The following is a 13212-nucleotide window of genomic DNA, read 5'->3' on the forward strand; positions in this document are numbered from 1 at the left end:
ATATGAGCCGCTCCGTATGGAAAGGTCCTTTTGTCGACAGCTATGTCCTCAAGAAGGCCGAAGCATCCAAGGAATCCGGTCGTAACGAGGTCATCAAGATCTGGTCGCGCCGCTCCACCATCCTCCCTCAGTTCGTCGGTCTGACGTTCGGTGTGTACAACGGCCGCAAGCACGTGCCGGTGAACGTTACCGAAGACATGATCGGTCAGAAGTTCGGGGAATACTCGCCAACGCGGACCTATTACGGTCACGCCGCCGACAAGAAGGCGAAGCGCAAATGAGCAAGGAAAAGAACCCCCGCCGCGTCGCGGACAACGAGGCCATGGCCAAACTGCGTATGCTGAAGACCAGCCCGCAGAAGCTGAACCTCGTTGCTGGCCTCATTCGTGGCCAGAAGGTCGAAAAGGCCCTTACGGACCTGACCTTCTCCAAGAAACGCATCGCAATCGACGTGAAGAAATGCCTTCAGTCGGCCATTGCAAACGCAGAGAACAACCACGGCCTGGACGTCGACGACCTTATCGTTGCCGAAGCCTGGGTTGGCAAGAACCTGACCATGAAGCGCGGACGTCCACGTGCCCGTGGCCGGTTTGGTAAAATTCTCAAGCCGTTCGCTGAATTGACGATCACGGTTCGCCAGGTCGAGGAGACTTCGTAATGGGACATAAAGTAAACCCCATCGGTATGCGTCTCCAGGTTAACCGGACCTGGGACAGCCGCTGGTACGCAGACACCAAGGACTATGGTGACCTGCTGCTGGAAGACATCAAGATCCGCGACTATATCAAGAATGGTTGGTGGGACTATGTCGCAAAGCGCGACAAACGCCCTGCTGGCGATGCTGGTATCTCCAAGATCATCATCGAGCGTCCTCACAAGAAGTGCCGCGTGACCATTCATTCGGCGCGTCCGGGTGTGATCATCGGCAAGAAAGGTGCAGACATCGAAGGCCTGCGCAAGAAACTGGCCGAGATCACGGACAGCGAATTGCACCTCAACATTGTTGAAGTTCGCAAGCCCGAGCTGGACGCCCGTCTGGTTGCAGAGAGCATTGCTCAGCAGCTGGAGCGTCGTGTGTCTTTCCGTCGTGCCATGAAGCGTGCCGTTCAAAACGCCATGCGCATGGGTTCGCTCGGTATCCGGGTGAACGTCGCGGGTCGTCTTGGCGGCGCCGAGATCGCGCGGACCGAATGGTATCGTGAGGGCCGCGTGCCTTTGCATACGCTTCGTGCCGACATCGACTACGCACATGCCGAGGCATCCACCGCCTATGGCATCATCGGTATCAAGACCTGGATCTTCAAAGGTGAAATCATGGAGCACGATCCGTCGGCCCATGACCGTCGCCAGCAGGAGCTTCAGGAAAGCGGTGGGGCATCGCGCCCACGCCGTGATCGCTGAGAGGGTCTGACAAATGTTGCAACCAAAACGGACTAAGTTCCGCAAAATGCAGAAGGGCCGTATTCGCGGCGAAGCCAAGGGCGGTTCGGACATCACGTTCGGCACCTACGGCTTGAAAGCTCTGCAGCCTGAGCGTGTTACCGCACGCCAGATCGAAGCCGCCCGTCGGGCCATGACGCGTCACATGAAGCGTCAGGGTCGCGTCTGGATCCGTATCTTCCCGGACACTCCGGTTACCTCCAAGCCCGTCGAAGTTCGGATGGGTAAAGGTAAAGGTTCGGTCGACTTCTGGGCCTGCAAAGTGAAGCCTGGCCGCATCATGTTCGAGATCGACGGTGTGTCCGAGCCGATCGCCCGTGAGGCCCTGCGCCTTGCCGCGATGAAGCTTCCGGTCAAGACCCGCACGGTCGTGCGTGAAGACTGGTAAGACCACACGGTCTGACTGAATTGAGAAGCCCCTGCCAGGAAATTGGCGGGGGCTTTTCTTATGGCGCGAGCGGGGAGGGCGCTTTGCGGCGCCTGTCGGGTTTCGCGAATGGCGTCGGAACGGAACCGGTGGACGGGGCGTTCCCTCGGTGTCCTTGCCCCGGAGACCCGCGATGCCGCATCAAAAAATCCCCGCGTTCTGCCCCGTTGACCGATGGTTCCTGCGAAGCATGGCGCTTGTCGGTTGGCTCGGCTGTGTGGCGGTGATTGTTGGGCTGGTGGTGGCACAGATGATGGTGCCGGAACATGATTGGATCGCCGACACGATCAGCGATCTAGCGGCGGGGGAGAACGAGATCATCATGGATGTCGCGCTCTATGGCTTTGCGGCGAGTTTTTTCGCGGTGGCCCTGGGGCTTGCGCACGTCCGAGGAGACGGTTGGCCGCTTCCGATGGCGGCCCTGTCGATGGCGGGGATCGCGGCGCTGATCGTGGTGATCGGCGCGCGCAACGAATACGGAGATAACGACAGCGACGGCGTGGTGATCCACGTTTACCTTGTCTACGTGCTGGGTGCGTTGATGGCGGCTGCTCCGTTTCTGGCGGCCCCCTACGCTCAGGTCGTGCGCCCGTTTCTCGGAACCGCCCTGAGGGTTCTGGGAGCGCTGTGGATTGTCGCGGCGCCGGTGTTCTTCTTTCTTCCGACAGGGATAGACGGGCTATACGAGCGCGCGTTGGGCGGGTTGGCCTGCGCGATCGTCGCGGTGCTGAGCACGGTGCTTTGGCGCGTTGCCCAGGATTGAGGACGCGCCGGGCCGCGGCGTGTGGGCCTAATGCCGGGCAAAAGACCTCTGCGGCGGGTGAGGATCACCCCCGTGGCCAAATGCGGGTAACGCCCCCTTCAAATTCAGCCCATGTCATTGCAGCGCTGTTGCCCGCGTAGCCTTCATAGAACGAGCGCCCATTGGGCAGGGGGAGCCCGGCCCAGATCCGGGCGAGGTTTTCCATGAACTGGACGCGGTCCATGGTGCCGCCTTCAAACGCGCGCAGTCCCGCGTCCTCCAGCAGGACAAGGGCAAGGTTGTCCTGCACTGCGGGGGTGAAAAGGGTTTCCGGCCCGTACCCCCTTATTTGCGCGACCCGACGCAGGGTCGGGGGGATGAACTGATAACGCCCGATGGCGTGGGGTTGTCCGGGGGTTGCCGCTATCCAGGCGTAGATGTCTGCCAGCGTCATCTGCGTCGGCAGGGCAGAGGGGCGGACCCGGGCCCCGTGTTGCACCGCGTCATAGCCTGCTTGCCCCGCCTCCACCGTGGCGATCAGGCTCAACAAGCGGGCGGCCGGGGTGCGCCCTGGCAGAACTCGCAAGGAGGCCCCCGCACGGGCGTTTTCCCGGACACGGGGGGGCAGGGGGGCGAAGTAGCCCGTGCCGTTCCCCGCAAAAAGTGACCCCGAGGGGGAAGAGGCGCCGCCGCCTTCCGAGGGCGCAATCAACGCGACGCTTTGGGTTCCAAGCAGCGGCGCCGCGTTGCCGAGCAGGCCAATCGCCGTGCCCCCGCCCAACGGTGCGGCCCGCATCGTAACAAGCGGCGCCACATCGGCCCGCCCTGTCGCGGTCAATAGCGGCCCGAAAAGGATCAACAAAAGGGCAAGCGCCCGTAGAGAGTGAAGCGCCATTCTGGCCCGGCCTCATGATTGGAACGTCTCCGCCTTCATAAGGGCAATAGGTTTCCAAACCGTTGCGGCGCGGCAAGCCGCGCCCTACAAGGCGCCATGGCCCAGATAAAATCTCTCTTCGTGACCCGCCTCTACCACGCCAAACTGTCCGAGCTTGGCCCCTCCATTGATGCAGATGAGCTGTCCGCCAGCTGCTTCTCGGTCGCGGAAGACGACGACGCGGGCCATGACTGGTGCGAGGCAAACGGCTTTCCCGGCTACACGTCCTATGCGTCGCTGAGCGACCTGCCTTGGCGGTTCCCGATCTTCGCCGAGGTGGTCAAAGCGCTGGATGCCCACGTGGCGGCTTTTGCGGAAGATGCAGCCTTTGATCTGGAAGACCGCAAGCTGGTGCTGGAAGACATCTGGATCAACATCCTGCCCGAAGGCGGCAGCCACTCGGGCCATATCCACCCCCATTCCGTCGTGTCCGGCACGACCTATGTGCAGGTGCCCAAAGGGGCGGCGTCGATCAAGTTCGAAGACCCCCGCCACGCGATGATGATGGCCGCCCCCGCCCGCCGCAAGGAGGCGCGAGAAGAGATGCGCGGCTTCATCTACCCCAAGCCGGAAACCGGCGACGTGTTGCTGTGGGAAAGCTGGCTGCGCCATGAGGTGCCGATGAATATGGACGAAGACGACCGGGTGAGCGTCAGTTTCAACTATAAGTGGGAGTGAGCGCCGGTCGGGGCGATGCCCTGACGAAGGTCGCTGACGCCCGGCATTTCGCGTTGTTGACGTGCCAAAACGATCTGATGCGGCGACCGGATTGCCGAAAATGTGCGTTGGCCTCAACAGGTGTTGCGTCGTGGCATGAACCCCCCTATAGAGCCACTTCATTCACCGAACTCCATCAGAATCACGGTGACCCTGCAATTGTTGCTCGGGGCCGTCTGGTGATGTTGAAAGGATATGCGCATGAGCGCCCAAGAACTGCGTGACAAGACGCCAGATCAGCTTCGTGATGAGCTGACGTCTCTGAAGAAGGAAGCGTTTAACCTGCGTTTCCAACAGGCCACCGGCCAAATCGAAAACACTGCTCGTATGCGTCAGGTACGCCGTGACGCGGCACGTGTTAAGACGATCCTGAACGAAAAAGCGGCCGCTGCCGCAACGGAGGCCTGATCCATGCCCAAACGCATCCTGTCCGGCACCGTGACCAGCGACGCCAACGAGCAAACCGTAACCGTTTCTGTCGAGCGTCGCTTCAAGCACCCTCTGATGGAAAAGACGATCCGTAAGTCCAAGAAATACCGGGCCCACGATCCTCTGAATACCTTCAAGACCGGCGACCAGGTCCGCATTCAAGAATGCGCCCCAGTCTCCAAATCCAAGCGCTGGGAGGTGATCGTTTCCTAAGGGAAGCGGCCACATCCAAGACTAATCGAAACCCCCGGGCCAACGTGCAACTCAGCCGGTCCGGGACGTCGGGAGAAACCAAATGATCCAGATGCAGACTAATCTGGATGTTGCTGACAACAGCGGCGCACGCCGTGTTCAGTGCATCAAGGTTCTGGGTGGTTCCAAGCGTAAGTACGCATCCGTAGGTGACATCATTGTCGTCTCGGTAAAGGAAGCCATCCCGCGCGGTCGTGTAAAGAAGGGTGATGTCCGCAAGGCCGTCGTCGTTCGCACCGCCAAACAAGTTCGTCGCGACGACGGCACAGCTATCAGCTTTGACAGCAACGCCGCCGTGATCCTCAACAACAACAACGAGCCTATGGGCACCCGTATCTTCGGGCCAGTTGTTCGTGAGCTGCGCGCCAAGAACTTCATGAAGATCATCTCGCTTGCGCCGGAGGTGCTGTAAGATGGCTGCTAAGTTGAAAAAAGGCGACAAGGTCGTCGTGCTGGCTGGCAAGGACAAGGGCAAAGAGGGTGAAATCACCTCTGTTAACCCATCTGCCGGCAAAGCCATCGTGGAAGGCGTGAACATCGCCATCCGCCACACCAAGCAGAGCCAGTCCAGCCAAGGTGGTCGCGTCCCGCAAGCGATGCCCATCCAGCTGAGCAACCTGGCCCTTCTCGATGCAAACGGCAAAGCAACCCGCGTTGGCTTCAAGATTGAAGACGGCAAGAAGGTTCGCGTCGCCAAGACCACGGGGGACGTGATCTAATGTTGGACACAGCAAACTACACCCCGCGCCTGAAAGCTGCCTACGCCGACACGATCAAAGCGGCGATGAAGGAAGAGTTCGGCTACAAGAACGACATGCAGATCCCTGGTCTTGAGAAAATCGTTCTCAACATCGGATCCGGTGCCGAGTCTGTGCGTGACACCAAGAAAGCGAAATCTGCTCAGGAAGACCTGACAGCGATCGCCGGTCAGCACGCCGTTGTCACGAAGGCCAAGAAGTCCATCGCTGGCTTCCGTCTGCGTGAAGAGCATCCCGTAGGCGCGAAAGTGACCCTGCGCGGTGACCGCATGTATGACTTCCTCGATCGTCTGACGACCATCGCGATGCCCCGTATCCGGGACTTCCGCGGCGTGAAGCCTTCGTTCGATGGCCGCGGCAACTTCGCCATGGGCATGAAAGAGCATATCGTATTCCCCGAGATCAACTTCGACAAAGTCGATGTGAACTGGGGCATGGATATCATCATTGTCACAACGGCGACTACCGACGCCGAGGCGAAGTCGCTTCTGAAGCACTTCAACATGCCCTTCAACGCCTGACGCGAAAGGAACGAACACATGGCAAAAGTATCCATGGTCCAACGCGAGCTTAAGCGTCAGCGTTTGGTGGCAAAATACGCCGACAAACGTGCTGCGCTCAAAGAGATCGCAACCGATGAATCGAAGTCGATGGAAGAGCGCTTCAAGGCACGCCTGAAACTGGCGAAACTGCCCCGCGATAGCTCGGCCACCCGTCTTCACAACCGTTGCCAGCTGACCGGTCGCCCAAAGGCGTACTACCGCAAGCTGAAAATGTCGCGGATCAAGCTGCGTGATCTGGCCTCCAACGGCCAAATCCCCGGCATGGTCAAGTCGAGCTGGTAAGGGAGCGATAGATTATGAATGATCCTATCAGTGATATGCTGACCCGCATCCGGAACTCCCAGATGCGCGGTAAGTCCACGGTCGAGACCCCTGCCTCCAAGGCGCGTGCGCGCGTTCTGGATGTGCTGGCGGACGAAGGCTACATTCGCGGCTACGAATCCACGACTGGCAAAGACGGTCACCCGGCATTCGAGATCAGCTTGAAGTACTACGAAGGCACCCCTGTCATTCGTGAACTCAAGCGCGTCTCCAAGCCTGGTCGTCGTGTTTACATGTCCGTGAATGACATTCCTCAGGTCCGTCAGGGTCTGGGTGTGTCGATCGTATCCACCTCGAAGGGCGTCATGTCCGATGCAAACGCTCGCAGCCAAAATGTTGGCGGCGAAGTGCTTTGCACAATCTTCTAAGGAGATCTGGCAATGTCTCGTATTGGTAAAAAACCGGTCGAGCTGCCCGGAGGTGTAGAAGCTTCCGTGTCAGGTCAGACCATCGAAGTTAAGGGCCCCAAGGGCACCCGCAGCTTCAAGGCAACCGACGACGTCACTTTGAGTGTCGCGGATAACGCCATCTCTGTTGAGCCACGCGGCAAGTCCAAGCGTGCGCGTCAGCAGTGGGGCATGTCCCGCACGATGGTGCAAAACCTCGTCACCGGCGTCACCGACGGTTTCAAGAAAGAGCTTGAGATCCAGGGTGTGGGTTATCGCGCGCAGATGCAGGGCAACACCCTGAAGCTGTCGCTCGGGTATTCCCATGACGTTGACTTCACCGTTCCAGAGGGCGTCACCGTGAACTGCCCCAAGAACACCGAAGTCGTGATCGAGGGTAACGACCAGCAGCTTGTTGGTCAGGTCGCAGCAAACATTCGCGAATGGCGCGCGCCAGAGCCCTATAAGGGCAAAGGCATCCGCTACAAAGGCGAATATATCTTCCGTAAGGAAGGCAAGAAGAAGTAAGGGCTGGCACAATGGCACTAAGCAAACGAGAGCTGTTCCAGAAGCGCCGCCTGCGCAACCGGAACAAAATGCGGAAAATGGCCAACGGACGCCCGCGTCTGTCGGTGCATCGTTCGAACAAGAACATCTCCGTCCAACTGATCGACGACCTCAATGGCGTGACTTTGGCTTCGGCCTCCTCGCTGGAGCCGTCGCTGGGTATCATCGGCAAGAACAACGTGGAGGCCTCTGCAAAGGTGGGCGAAGCGATTGCCGAGCGGGCGAAGAAGGCCGGCGTCGAAGAATGTTACTTCGACCGTGGCGGCTTCCTGTTCCACGGGCGTGTGAAGGCTTTGGCCGACGCAGCGCGTGAGGGCGGCTTGAAGTTCTAAGCGACCGGTGGCCCGGGCCAAGGCCCGGTCTACCAAACCCGGCACTTGTCGGGGTGCGATACTGCGTAGACCGGGCCTTGGCCCGGTTTGCCGATGATCCGGGGGCTGACGCGCCCACTTGGATTGCACTGATTTGGCGCTGACAAGCGTCTGTGAACAAAAGGAATTGCCAGATGGCAGAACGTGAGAACCGGGGACGTGGCCGTGGCCGCAACCGCGAAGAAGAAACGCCAGAATTCGCGGACCGCTTGGTTGCGATCAACCGCGTATCCAAAACAGTAAAAGGCGGTAAGCGCTTTGGTTTCGCAGCCCTCGTGGTTGTTGGTGACCAGCGTGGCCGTGTCGGCTTCGGCAAAGGTAAAGCGAAAGAAGTACCTGAGGCGATCCGCAAGGCAACCGAGCAGGCCAAGCGTCAGCTGATCCGTGTGCCTCTGAAAGAGGGCCGCACGTTGCACCACGACGTTCTGGGCCGGCACGGCGCAGGCCGGGTGACGATGCGCACCGCACCTGAAGGTACGGGCATCATCGCCGGCGGTCCAATGCGTGCCGTGTTCGAGATGCTCGGCGTCAAGGACGTGGTTTCCAAGTCCACTGGTTCCCAGAACCCCTACAACATGATCCGCGCCACGCTGGACGGTCTTCGCAACGAGTCGAGCCCCCGTCAGGTGGCGTCGCGTCGTGGCAAGAAGGTTGCAGACATCCTGCCCAAGCGTGACGATCACCCCCAGATCGACGGCGAACAAGCGCCCGTCTCCGAGGAGGCCTAAACCATGGCAACTATCGTCGTTAAGCAGATCGGTTCCCCGATCCGTCGCCCCGAAGTTCAGCGCAAGACGCTGATCGGTCTGGGCCTGAACAAAATGCACAAGACCCGTGAATTGGAAGATACGCCTTCCGTTCGCGGCATGGTCAACAAGATCCCGCATCTGGTGGAAATCATCGAAGAGCGCGGCTAAGTTCTTCTTCGATACCGGATTGAATTACTGAGCTTTTCTGGAACCCCGGCCACTGGCCGGGGTTTTGGTTTGGGAAAACACCAATATTGATGTATACGAGTATACCTATCGGGTCGCTGACCCTACATCATCATCCGCGAAAAGGCTTAGAACGGGATGCCACTCGACGTCAGGATCTGTTTGAAGCGTGACTTCCTTCTCTCGATTAGTACGGGAAGCGTCACCTTTGATGACATTCTTGCGGGAATGGACGACTACTTGAATGACTGCAACTACAGGCCCGGACGGCCCGAGTTGATTGATCTTTCCGGGGTCACCGAGACGGATTTGAACTTCAAGCTGATGAGCTCCCTTGTGCGGGAGGTGAACGATCAGGTCCCTGGGATCAAGCTAACAACGAAAACGGTTGTTTGCGCGCCGCCCGGAACCTTGTTTGGTTTGGCGCGGATGTATGAGACCCTTGCAGAGCTTGCCGGAGGGATCGAGGTTTTCACCTACGACACCGAAGCGGCAGCATTGGAGAAGATGGGGCTACCGTATTCTACCTTCGAGGCCCTGTGTGCCGCCGAAGAATTCAAGCCGGTTTCAAGGCAGAAGGAGCAGCCGTCTCGGACCGGTTGACGTGTTCTCCCGGCTTCCCGTACCCGTCCGCCTACCGTCCCCACGCAAAAGATGTTGCGCCAGAAGGGACACAGGCATATACGCCCCCGGTGGCCTCATTCAGGGGCCGCTATTGTATTTGAAACGCCGTGGTCGGCCGCTCCCGTCGCTGGGGGCCGCATCCGGCAGAGGAGAAGCGACATGAGACTGCACGAACTTAGTGATAACCCAGGCGCCACCAAGAAACGCAAGCGCGTTGGCCGCGGTCCTGGCTCCGGCACCGGTAAGATGGGTGGCCGTGGTATCAAAGGTCAAAAGTCCCGTTCGGGCGTGGCGATCAACGCGTATGAGGGTGGCCAAATGCCCCTCTACCAACGTCTTCCCAAGCGTGGTTTCAACAAACCCAACCGGAAGAAATTCGCGGTTGTGAACCTGGGCCTGATCCAGAAGTTCATCGACGCGGGCAAGCTGGACGGCAAAGCGGACATCACCGAAGACGCGCTGGTTGCGTCCGGTCTGGTCCGTCGCAAGCTGGACGGCGTTCGGGTTCTGGCCAACGGCGAAGTCTCTGGCAAGCTCAACATCACCGTCACGGGTGCCTCCAAAGCGGCGATTGACGCTGTTGCGGCCGCCGGTGGCGCGCTGACTGTTGCGGCCCCTGCTGCGGCTGAGTAACCCATCACGGGTTTTTTGGCCCGTGTAACGGTTGTGGGCGGGGAACTCTCCGCCTACATCTTCTCTTAAGGTTTTCTCGCGCCGCTCGGGTCCCTTCACAGGGTCCGGCGGCTTTGCGCATATTGGGTGGAACAGCATGTCATCAGCAGCGGAGCAAATGGCCGCCAACATGAGCTGGAGCGCGTTCGGCAAAGCGACCGAACTGCGTCAGCGCATCTGGTTCACTCTGGGCCTTCTGATTATCTATCGTATCGGTACCTATATCCCGGTGCCCGGTATCGACCCTGAACAGCTTCGTGCGTTCTTCGATAGCGCAGCTGCCGGTTTGGGCGGCGTTCTGAACATGTTCACCGGCGGCGCCCTGTCGCGGATGGGGATCTTCGCGCTTGGCATCATGCCTTACATCTCGGCCTCGATCATCGTGCAGCTCATGTCGGCCATGGTGCCGGCGATGGAAGCGCTGAAGAAAGAGGGGGAAAGCGGCCGCAAAAAGCTGAACCAATACACCCGCTACGGTACTGTCGTGCTGGCAACAGCGCAGGCTTACGGACTTGCGGTCAGCATGGAGTCGGGTGGCCTTGCTACAGATCCGGGCTGGTTCTTCCGCGCAGGCTGCGTGATTACGCTCGTCGGCGGCACCATGTTCCTGATGTGGTTGGGTGAACAGATCACCAACCGGGGCATCGGCAACGGTATCTCGTTGATTATCTTCGTCGGCATCGTCGCCGAAATCCCCGCCGCCTTGGCGCAGTTCTTTGAGGCCGGCCGCAGCTCGCTTTCTGCGGCGACGACAATCGGTGTGATTGCGATGTTGATTGCCACGCTGATCTTCGTGGTCTTCATGGAGCGATCTTTGCGCAAGATCCACATCCAGTACCCGCGCCGCCAAGTCGGTATGAAGGTCTACGATGGCGGCTCTAGCCACTTGCCGATCAAAGTGAACCCTGCGGGCGTTATCCCCGCGATCTTCGCCTCTTCCCTGCTGTTGTTGCCGACCACGCTGACCACCTTTGGCGGCACCGAAGGCAACGGTCCTGTCCTTAGCTGGATCTTGGCGAACTTCGGGTCGGGCCAGCCGCTATATCTGTTGTTCTTTGCGGCGATGATCATCTTCTTCACCTATTTCTACACGCTCAACGTGTCCTTCAAAGTGGATGACGTGGCGGACAACCTGAAGAACCAGAACGGCTTTATTCCGGGCATCCGTCCCGGTGCACGGACGGCCGAATACCTTGAGTATGTCGTGCGCCGCATTCTTGTTCTGGGTGCAGGTTATCTGGCGCTGGTATGTATGTTGCCGGAAATTGTACGGACCAACCTTTCGATCACGGCCTACTTTGGCGGCACTTCGATCCTGATCATCGTGTCGGTGGGGATGGACACCGTACAACAAATCCAGTCACATTTGCTGGCTCATCAATACGAAGGCCTGCTGGAGAAATCCCAGCTGCGCGGTCGGAAGGGTGGGGCGAAGAAACCACGTAAAGGACCTGCGCGCCGATGAACATTATTCTGCTAGGACCGCCAGGGGCGGGCAAGGGAACTCAAGCCGGAATTCTCGTCGAACAACGCGGCATGGTTCAGCTGTCCACCGGTGATATGCTGCGGGCCGCCCGCACCAGTGGCACCGAGATGGGCAATCTTGTTGCCGGCGTGATGGACCGCGGAGAGCTTGTGACAGATGAGATCGTTATCGGTCTGATCCGTGAGCAGTTGGAAAAGGGCGGCTCTGGCTTCATCTTTGACGGCTTCCCCCGCACCTTGGCCCAAGCAGACGCATTGGCAGACCTGCTGGCAGAAGTTGGCCAGACGCTGGACTATGTCATCGCCATGGAAGTCAACGACGAGGCACTTGTGGGCCGGATCGTCAACCGCGCCAAAGAGGCAGAGGCCGCAGGCCAACCGGTGCGTGCCGACGACAATGAGGAAAGCCTCAAGATCCGCCTGATGGAATACTACAAGAAGACGTCACCGCTGATCGGATATTACCACGCCAAAGGCCAGTTGCACTGGGTCCCGGGTCTGGGTGAGATCGCGGAAGTTTCCAAGAGCATCGCAGACGTTCTGGACGCTTGAAACGCTGGACCCAGCAGCCCTATTGACCTTTGCCGGAATGGGGCCTACATCCCGCACCTTAGTGGGAATCAGATGCGCATTTGATTCTTTATGATTACCTCGCAAGCCCGGCGCAGATTGCCCGGGCTTACGTTGTGAAAAAAGGGCCTGGTACGACGGGCTCGCAACGAAAAGGATATGCCACACATGGCACGTATTGCCGGGGTTAACATCCCCACCGCCAAGCGCGTACCGATCGCGCTGACCTATGTCACCGGAATTGGCCACACTTCTGCTGCCGCGATCTGCGAAGCAGTCGGTATCGACCCCACGCGCCGCGTGAACGAGCTGACCGACGCCGAAGTTCTTGCCATCCGCGAGCACATCGACGCCAACTATGCCGTTGAAGGTGACCTGCGTCGTGAGACCCAGATGAACATCAAGCGTCTGATGGACCTCGGTTGCTACCGTGGCCTGCGTCACCGTCGTAACCTGCCCGTTCGCGGTCAGCGTACCCACACCAACGCTCGCACGCGCAAAGGCCCTGCAAAGGCCATTGCCGGCAAGAAGAAATAAGGGAGGGCTGATAGCATGGCTCGCGATCGTCGCCCCGCAAAGAAGAAGGTCTCCAAGAACATCGCCGCAGGCGTTGCTCATGTGAACTCTTCGTTCAACAATACCAAAATCTTGATCTCTGATGTTCAGGGCAACGCCATTTCCTGGTCGTCCGCCGGCACCATGGGTTTCAAAGGTTCCCGTAAATCTACGCCTTTTGCTGCCCAGATGGCCGCAGAAGACGCAGGCAAGAAAGCACAAGACCACGGCGTTCGTACGCTGGACGTTGAAGTGCAGGGCCCTGGCTCTGGCCGTGAAAGCGCGCTGCGTGCTCTGGCTGCTCTGGGTTTCCAGATCTCGTCCATCCGCGACGTGACGCCTATGGCCCACAACGGCTGCCGCCCTCCGAAGCGTCGCCGCGTCTAAGCAATTTTCTCTACATCCCCCCGCGTCACTTCGGTGGCGTGGGGTGACGTCATTTTGATCCTCGAGCGTGTCCGGGA

The 13212-nt window shown here is 59.3% G+C and carries 24 protein-coding genes; 23 read left to right on the forward strand and 1 reads right to left on the reverse strand.

Features of this window, described 5'->3' with window-relative positions:
* Positions 1 to 2: 2 nt before the first annotated feature.
* The 5 genes from rpsS to AADW23_RS05630 all read left to right on the forward strand — a co-directional run bounded on the left by rpsS (position 3) and on the right by AADW23_RS05630 (position 2630).
* A complete protein-coding gene (rpsS, locus tag AADW23_RS05610; RefSeq protein ID WP_341863543.1) occupies positions 3 to 281 on the forward strand; it encodes a 30S ribosomal protein S19 in 279 nt (92 codons plus the stop codon).
* Complete coding sequence (gene rplV, locus AADW23_RS05615; RefSeq protein WP_341863544.1) at positions 278 to 658, forward strand: 50S ribosomal protein L22; 381 nt, start codon at positions 278 to 280, stop codon at positions 656 to 658. Before rpsS ends, rplV begins: the two co-directional genes overlap by 4 nt.
* Positions 658 to 1401 (forward strand): 30S ribosomal protein S3, encoded by a 744-nt coding sequence (gene rpsC / locus AADW23_RS05620; RefSeq protein ID WP_341863545.1) that lies wholly within the window; start codon positions 658 to 660, stop codon positions 1399 to 1401. Before rplV ends, rpsC begins: the two co-directional genes overlap by 1 nt.
* 13 nt (positions 1402 to 1414) lie before the next feature.
* A complete protein-coding gene (rplP, locus tag AADW23_RS05625; RefSeq protein ID WP_341863546.1) occupies positions 1415 to 1828 on the forward strand; it encodes a 50S ribosomal protein L16 in 414 nt (137 codons plus the stop codon).
* A 172-nt stretch (positions 1829 to 2000) separates the two neighbouring features.
* Positions 2001 to 2630, forward strand: coding sequence for a DUF998 domain-containing protein (locus AADW23_RS05630; RefSeq protein ID WP_341863547.1), 630 nt, complete (start codon positions 2001 to 2003; stop codon positions 2628 to 2630).
* A 64-nt stretch (positions 2631 to 2694) separates the two neighbouring features.
* Here the strand turns inward: AADW23_RS05630 and AADW23_RS05635 are convergent, their stop codons facing one another.
* A complete protein-coding gene (locus tag AADW23_RS05635) occupies positions 2695 to 3504 on the reverse strand; it encodes a hypothetical protein (RefSeq protein WP_341863548.1) in 810 nt (269 codons plus the stop codon).
* Between the two features lie 96 nt (positions 3505 to 3600).
* Between AADW23_RS05635 and AADW23_RS05640 the strand changes: the two genes are divergently transcribed.
* The 18 genes from AADW23_RS05640 (at position 3601) to rpsK (ending at position 13135) form a co-directional block, all read left to right on the forward strand.
* Positions 3601 to 4221: a TIGR02466 family protein gene (locus AADW23_RS05640; protein WP_341863549.1), complete on the forward strand. Its 621-nt coding sequence runs from the start codon at positions 3601 to 3603 to the stop codon at positions 4219 to 4221.
* A gap of 240 nt (positions 4222 to 4461) precedes the next feature.
* A complete protein-coding gene (gene rpmC / locus AADW23_RS05645; RefSeq protein WP_341863550.1) occupies positions 4462 to 4668 on the forward strand; it encodes a 50S ribosomal protein L29 in 207 nt (68 codons plus the stop codon).
* Positions 4669 to 4671: 3 nt separating this feature from the next.
* Positions 4672 to 4902: a 30S ribosomal protein S17 gene (rpsQ, locus tag AADW23_RS05650; RefSeq protein WP_341863551.1), complete on the forward strand. Its 231-nt coding sequence runs from the start codon at positions 4672 to 4674 to the stop codon at positions 4900 to 4902.
* Between the two features lie 82 nt (positions 4903 to 4984).
* Positions 4985 to 5353: a 50S ribosomal protein L14 gene (rplN, locus tag AADW23_RS05655; protein ID WP_341863552.1), complete on the forward strand. Its 369-nt coding sequence runs from the start codon at positions 4985 to 4987 to the stop codon at positions 5351 to 5353.
* Between the two features lies 1 nt (position 5354).
* Positions 5355 to 5660 (forward strand): 50S ribosomal protein L24, encoded by a 306-nt coding sequence (gene rplX, locus AADW23_RS05660; RefSeq protein WP_341863553.1) that lies wholly within the window; start codon positions 5355 to 5357, stop codon positions 5658 to 5660.
* Positions 5660 to 6220 carry a 50S ribosomal protein L5 gene (gene rplE, locus AADW23_RS05665; RefSeq protein ID WP_341863554.1) on the forward strand — a complete coding sequence of 187 codons (561 nt, stop codon included), beginning with the start codon at positions 5660 to 5662 and terminating at the stop codon, positions 6218 to 6220. Before rplX ends, rplE begins: the two co-directional genes overlap by 1 nt.
* Before the next feature lie 18 nt (positions 6221 to 6238).
* Entirely contained in the window at positions 6239 to 6544 is a 306-nt protein-coding gene (gene rpsN, locus AADW23_RS05670) for a 30S ribosomal protein S14 (RefSeq protein WP_341863555.1), read from the forward strand.
* A 14-nt stretch (positions 6545 to 6558) separates the two neighbouring features.
* Positions 6559 to 6951, forward strand: a complete 393-nt coding sequence (rpsH, locus tag AADW23_RS05675) for a 30S ribosomal protein S8 (protein ID WP_341863556.1) — start codon at positions 6559 to 6561, stop codon at positions 6949 to 6951.
* Between the two features lie 12 nt (positions 6952 to 6963).
* Positions 6964 to 7497 carry a 50S ribosomal protein L6 gene (gene rplF, locus AADW23_RS05680; protein WP_341863557.1) on the forward strand — a complete coding sequence of 178 codons (534 nt, stop codon included), beginning with the start codon at positions 6964 to 6966 and terminating at the stop codon, positions 7495 to 7497.
* An 11-nt stretch (positions 7498 to 7508) separates the two neighbouring features.
* A complete protein-coding gene (gene rplR, locus AADW23_RS05685) occupies positions 7509 to 7868 on the forward strand; it encodes a 50S ribosomal protein L18 (protein ID WP_341863558.1) in 360 nt (119 codons plus the stop codon).
* A gap of 173 nt (positions 7869 to 8041) precedes the next feature.
* Positions 8042 to 8635 (forward strand): 30S ribosomal protein S5, encoded by a 594-nt coding sequence (gene rpsE / locus AADW23_RS05690; protein ID WP_341863559.1) that lies wholly within the window; start codon positions 8042 to 8044, stop codon positions 8633 to 8635.
* A gap of 3 nt (positions 8636 to 8638) precedes the next feature.
* Positions 8639 to 8824 carry a 50S ribosomal protein L30 gene (gene rpmD, locus AADW23_RS05695; protein WP_341863560.1) on the forward strand — a complete coding sequence of 62 codons (186 nt, stop codon included), beginning with the start codon at positions 8639 to 8641 and terminating at the stop codon, positions 8822 to 8824.
* Positions 8825 to 8980: 156 nt separating this feature from the next.
* Positions 8981 to 9445, forward strand: coding sequence for a hypothetical protein (locus AADW23_RS05700; protein WP_341863561.1), 465 nt, complete (start codon positions 8981 to 8983; stop codon positions 9443 to 9445).
* A gap of 180 nt (positions 9446 to 9625) precedes the next feature.
* A complete protein-coding gene (rplO, locus tag AADW23_RS05705; protein ID WP_341863562.1) occupies positions 9626 to 10099 on the forward strand; it encodes a 50S ribosomal protein L15 in 474 nt (157 codons plus the stop codon).
* A 136-nt stretch (positions 10100 to 10235) separates the two neighbouring features.
* A complete protein-coding gene (secY, locus tag AADW23_RS05710) occupies positions 10236 to 11603 on the forward strand; it encodes a preprotein translocase subunit SecY (protein WP_341863563.1) in 1368 nt (455 codons plus the stop codon).
* Positions 11600 to 12175 carry an adenylate kinase gene (locus AADW23_RS05715; RefSeq protein WP_341863564.1) on the forward strand — a complete coding sequence of 192 codons (576 nt, stop codon included), beginning with the start codon at positions 11600 to 11602 and terminating at the stop codon, positions 12173 to 12175. The genes secY and AADW23_RS05715 overlap by 4 nt, the downstream gene beginning before the upstream one ends.
* Before the next feature lie 186 nt (positions 12176 to 12361).
* Positions 12362 to 12730 (forward strand): 30S ribosomal protein S13, encoded by a 369-nt coding sequence (rpsM, locus tag AADW23_RS05720; RefSeq protein ID WP_341863565.1) that lies wholly within the window; start codon positions 12362 to 12364, stop codon positions 12728 to 12730.
* Between the two features lie 15 nt (positions 12731 to 12745).
* Positions 12746 to 13135, forward strand: coding sequence for a 30S ribosomal protein S11 (gene rpsK / locus AADW23_RS05725; RefSeq protein ID WP_257894214.1), 390 nt, complete (start codon positions 12746 to 12748; stop codon positions 13133 to 13135).
* Positions 13136 to 13212 lie beyond the last annotated feature (77 nt).

Source organism: Gymnodinialimonas sp. 57CJ19 (assembly GCF_038396845.1).
GTDB lineage: Bacteria > Pseudomonadota > Alphaproteobacteria > Rhodobacterales > Rhodobacteraceae > Gymnodinialimonas.

Excerpts from the sequence above, each read along its gene's own strand:
- rplP (WP_341863546.1), top strand. The coding sequence starts at position 1,415 with ATGTTGCAACCAAAACGGACTAAGTTCCGCAAAATGCAGAAGGGCCGT.
- rpsM (WP_341863565.1), top strand. The coding sequence starts at position 12,362 with ATGGCACGTATTGCCGGGGTTAACATCCCCACCGCCAAGCGCGTACCG.
- rpsE (WP_341863559.1), top strand. The coding sequence starts at position 8,042 with ATGGCAGAACGTGAGAACCGGGGACGTGGCCGTGGCCGCAACCGCGAA.
- rpmD (WP_341863560.1), top strand. The coding sequence starts at position 8,639 with ATGGCAACTATCGTCGTTAAGCAGATCGGTTCCCCGATCCGTCGCCCC.
- AADW23_RS05715 (WP_341863564.1), top strand. The coding sequence starts at position 11,600 with ATGAACATTATTCTGCTAGGACCGCCAGGGGCGGGCAAGGGAACTCAA.
- rpmC (WP_341863550.1), top strand. The coding sequence starts at position 4,462 with ATGAGCGCCCAAGAACTGCGTGACAAGACGCCAGATCAGCTTCGTGAT.
- AADW23_RS05640 (WP_341863549.1), top strand. The coding sequence starts at position 3,601 with ATGGCCCAGATAAAATCTCTCTTCGTGACCCGCCTCTACCACGCCAAA.
- secY (WP_341863563.1), top strand. The coding sequence starts at position 10,236 with ATGTCATCAGCAGCGGAGCAAATGGCCGCCAACATGAGCTGGAGCGCG.
- AADW23_RS05700 (WP_341863561.1), top strand. The coding sequence starts at position 8,981 with ATGCCACTCGACGTCAGGATCTGTTTGAAGCGTGACTTCCTTCTCTCG.
- AADW23_RS05635 (WP_341863548.1), bottom strand. The coding sequence starts at position 3,504 with ATGGCGCTTCACTCTCTACGGGCGCTTGCCCTTTTGTTGATCCTTTTC.
- rpsN (WP_341863555.1), top strand. The coding sequence starts at position 6,239 with ATGGCAAAAGTATCCATGGTCCAACGCGAGCTTAAGCGTCAGCGTTTG.
- rplF (WP_341863557.1), top strand. The coding sequence starts at position 6,964 with ATGTCTCGTATTGGTAAAAAACCGGTCGAGCTGCCCGGAGGTGTAGAA.
- rplV (WP_341863544.1), top strand. The coding sequence starts at position 278 with ATGAGCAAGGAAAAGAACCCCCGCCGCGTCGCGGACAACGAGGCCATG.
- rplE (WP_341863554.1), top strand. The coding sequence starts at position 5,660 with ATGTTGGACACAGCAAACTACACCCCGCGCCTGAAAGCTGCCTACGCC.
- rpsC (WP_341863545.1), top strand. The coding sequence starts at position 658 with ATGGGACATAAAGTAAACCCCATCGGTATGCGTCTCCAGGTTAACCGG.
- rpsH (WP_341863556.1), top strand. The coding sequence starts at position 6,559 with ATGAATGATCCTATCAGTGATATGCTGACCCGCATCCGGAACTCCCAG.
- rplR (WP_341863558.1), top strand. The coding sequence starts at position 7,509 with ATGGCACTAAGCAAACGAGAGCTGTTCCAGAAGCGCCGCCTGCGCAAC.
- rpsK (WP_257894214.1), top strand. The coding sequence starts at position 12,746 with ATGGCTCGCGATCGTCGCCCCGCAAAGAAGAAGGTCTCCAAGAACATC.
- rpsS (WP_341863543.1), top strand. The coding sequence starts at position 3 with ATGAGCCGCTCCGTATGGAAAGGTCCTTTTGTCGACAGCTATGTCCTC.
- rplO (WP_341863562.1), top strand. The coding sequence starts at position 9,626 with ATGAGACTGCACGAACTTAGTGATAACCCAGGCGCCACCAAGAAACGC.
- rplN (WP_341863552.1), top strand. The coding sequence starts at position 4,985 with ATGATCCAGATGCAGACTAATCTGGATGTTGCTGACAACAGCGGCGCA.
- rplX (WP_341863553.1), top strand. The coding sequence starts at position 5,355 with ATGGCTGCTAAGTTGAAAAAAGGCGACAAGGTCGTCGTGCTGGCTGGC.
- rpsQ (WP_341863551.1), top strand. The coding sequence starts at position 4,672 with ATGCCCAAACGCATCCTGTCCGGCACCGTGACCAGCGACGCCAACGAG.
- AADW23_RS05630 (WP_341863547.1), top strand. The coding sequence starts at position 2,001 with ATGCCGCATCAAAAAATCCCCGCGTTCTGCCCCGTTGACCGATGGTTC.